A 1,600-nucleotide genomic window follows, 5' to 3' on the forward strand; every position below is an offset into this window, starting at 1 on the left:
GATCGCAGCCTTCGGCAGCTCCTACACAAAACGCGTATGACCCACGTGTTGCGCAGGTTTACAGGTTGTTACAGGTCGTCTGCACAGTCTCGCAGGATTGTGCAACGCGAAGGCAGGAATCGACTAACGGCGCTGCCGGCCCGGCCTTTAATCTTTGCTTCAGTCGCAGCCCGTCCCCCGGCTGCCACGCGATTTCATGGAGGGTTGATCATGTCCAAGCAGATGCCTGTCAGTCATATGGCCTTCGTTCGTGCCCAGGCCGGGCGCTCGGCGGAACTCGGTGTGCGCCTGAGCGCTTTGATCGAGGTCTCGCGCGCTGCGCCCGGTTGCCTGAGTTTCTCGTTGCAACAATCGCAGTGCGACGCCGACCTGTGGCTGGTCAGCGGCTACTGGAGCAGCCAGCAGATGATGACTGCTTACTTCAACAGTCCGTCGATGGAAGTCTTCGCCGAGCTGGTCCAGGACCTGGTGGTCAACAGCCTCGACTTCCACACCTTCAGGGACGTTTCCGCCGCGCAGGCCCTCGGTCAATGTTCGGCGCCGATACACAAACTCGCCGGTTGAGGGTTTAATGTCCGGCTTAATTGATTGAGCCAGGATCCGCGACATGGCACGTAAAGAGTTTGAACGCTTCGAAGCAGTCTCCGCAGTCGTCCCCGTCGAGCTGGGCGGCAACAAGGGTTATTACGCGGCCATCGCGGTCAAGGCCCTGATCGATGGCGGCGCACCGCGCTTTCACAAATTGCTGAACGATCAGGTGTTTCCCGGCGCCATCGCAGCCGATGAAGCGGCGATCAACGAGCTGGATAAACTCCAGGGCGTCACTGATGACGCCGAGCTGATCTGGTAGTTATTTCTGCGCCCCCGGGCGCCACATCTTGAACAATGCTTCAGGCCCCAGCTGGAAATAATCCGCCGGCCCGCCGCCGCGCAGAATCGGTTGTGCGGCGGCGGTGTCGTACACGCCATCTTTCAGCAGCCATTTGGCGATGTGCACGGCGACAACTTCACCGAGGATCAGCCAGCTCGGCACGGTTTCACCATCGGCGCGTTGCAACTGGATGATCTGCGTGACCTTGCACTCAAAGGACACCGGGCTTTCGGCGACCCGTGGGACGGAAATCACCTTCGACGCCACGGTCGTCAGCCCCGCCAGTTCAAACTCGTTGACCTCCGGCGCGACCATCGCGCAGCTCTGGTTCATCTGCTCGGCCAACGGGCGGGTGGCGAGGTTCCAGACGAACTCACCGGTCTGCTCGATGTTGTTCAGGCTGTCTTTGCGCCCGATGCTGGAAAAACCAATGATCGGCGGAATGTAGTTGAAGGCGTTGAAGAAACTGTACGGCGCCAGATTGAGCCGGCCTTCGGCATCCTGCGAAGAGATCCAGCCGATGGGGCGCGGGCCGACGATGGCGTTGAACGGATCGTGAGGCAGGCCGTGGCCATTGGCAGGTTCGTAGAAGTGGATGTCATCGGGCATGGGGAGCGGATTCCTGAGCTGCATTCGGATGCAGCCATAGTGCAAGGAGCCAGCGCATATTTCCACCCGGACACAAACCTTGTAGGAGTGAGCCTGCTCGCGATGGCGGTGTGTCAGATA

General features: G+C 60.1%; 3 protein-coding genes. 2 read left to right on the forward strand and 1 reads right to left on the reverse strand.

Annotated features, from left to right (window positions below; translation table 11 throughout):
- Positions 1-210 precede the first annotated feature (210 nt).
- Both DCO47_RS26705 and DCO47_RS26710 read left to right on the forward strand, forming a co-directional pair.
- Positions 211-564 carry a putative quinol monooxygenase gene (locus DCO47_RS26705; protein WP_039758266.1) on the forward strand — a complete coding sequence of 118 codons (354 nt, stop codon included), beginning with the start codon at positions 211-213 and terminating at the stop codon, positions 562-564.
- Positions 565-607: 43 nt separating this feature from the next.
- Positions 608-850: a hypothetical protein gene (locus DCO47_RS26710; protein WP_065616695.1), complete on the forward strand. Its 243-nt coding sequence runs from the start codon at positions 608-610 to the stop codon at positions 848-850.
- Here DCO47_RS26710 and DCO47_RS26715 read toward each other — a convergent pair whose 3' ends face one another.
- Positions 851-1,480 (reverse strand): flavin reductase family protein, encoded by a 630-nt coding sequence (locus DCO47_RS26715; RefSeq protein ID WP_064365056.1) that lies wholly within the window; start codon positions 1,478-1,480, stop codon positions 851-853.
- Positions 1,481-1,600 lie beyond the last annotated feature (120 nt).

The sequence above is a fragment of the Pseudomonas sp. NDM genome, from assembly GCF_003105095.1.
Lineage (GTDB): Bacteria > Pseudomonadota > Gammaproteobacteria > Pseudomonadales > Pseudomonadaceae > Aquipseudomonas > Aquipseudomonas moraviensis_A.

What these genes read in the sequence shown, in the direction of transcription:
- DCO47_RS26705 (WP_039758266.1), top strand. Translation starts at nt 211, where the DNA reads ATGTCCAAGCAGATGCCTGTCAGTCATATGGCCTTCGTTCGTGCCCAG.
- DCO47_RS26710 (WP_065616695.1), top strand. Translation starts at nt 608, where the DNA reads ATGGCACGTAAAGAGTTTGAACGCTTCGAAGCAGTCTCCGCAGTCGTC.
- DCO47_RS26715 (WP_064365056.1), bottom strand. Translation starts at nt 1,480, where the DNA reads ATGCCCGATGACATCCACTTCTACGAACCTGCCAATGGCCACGGCCTG.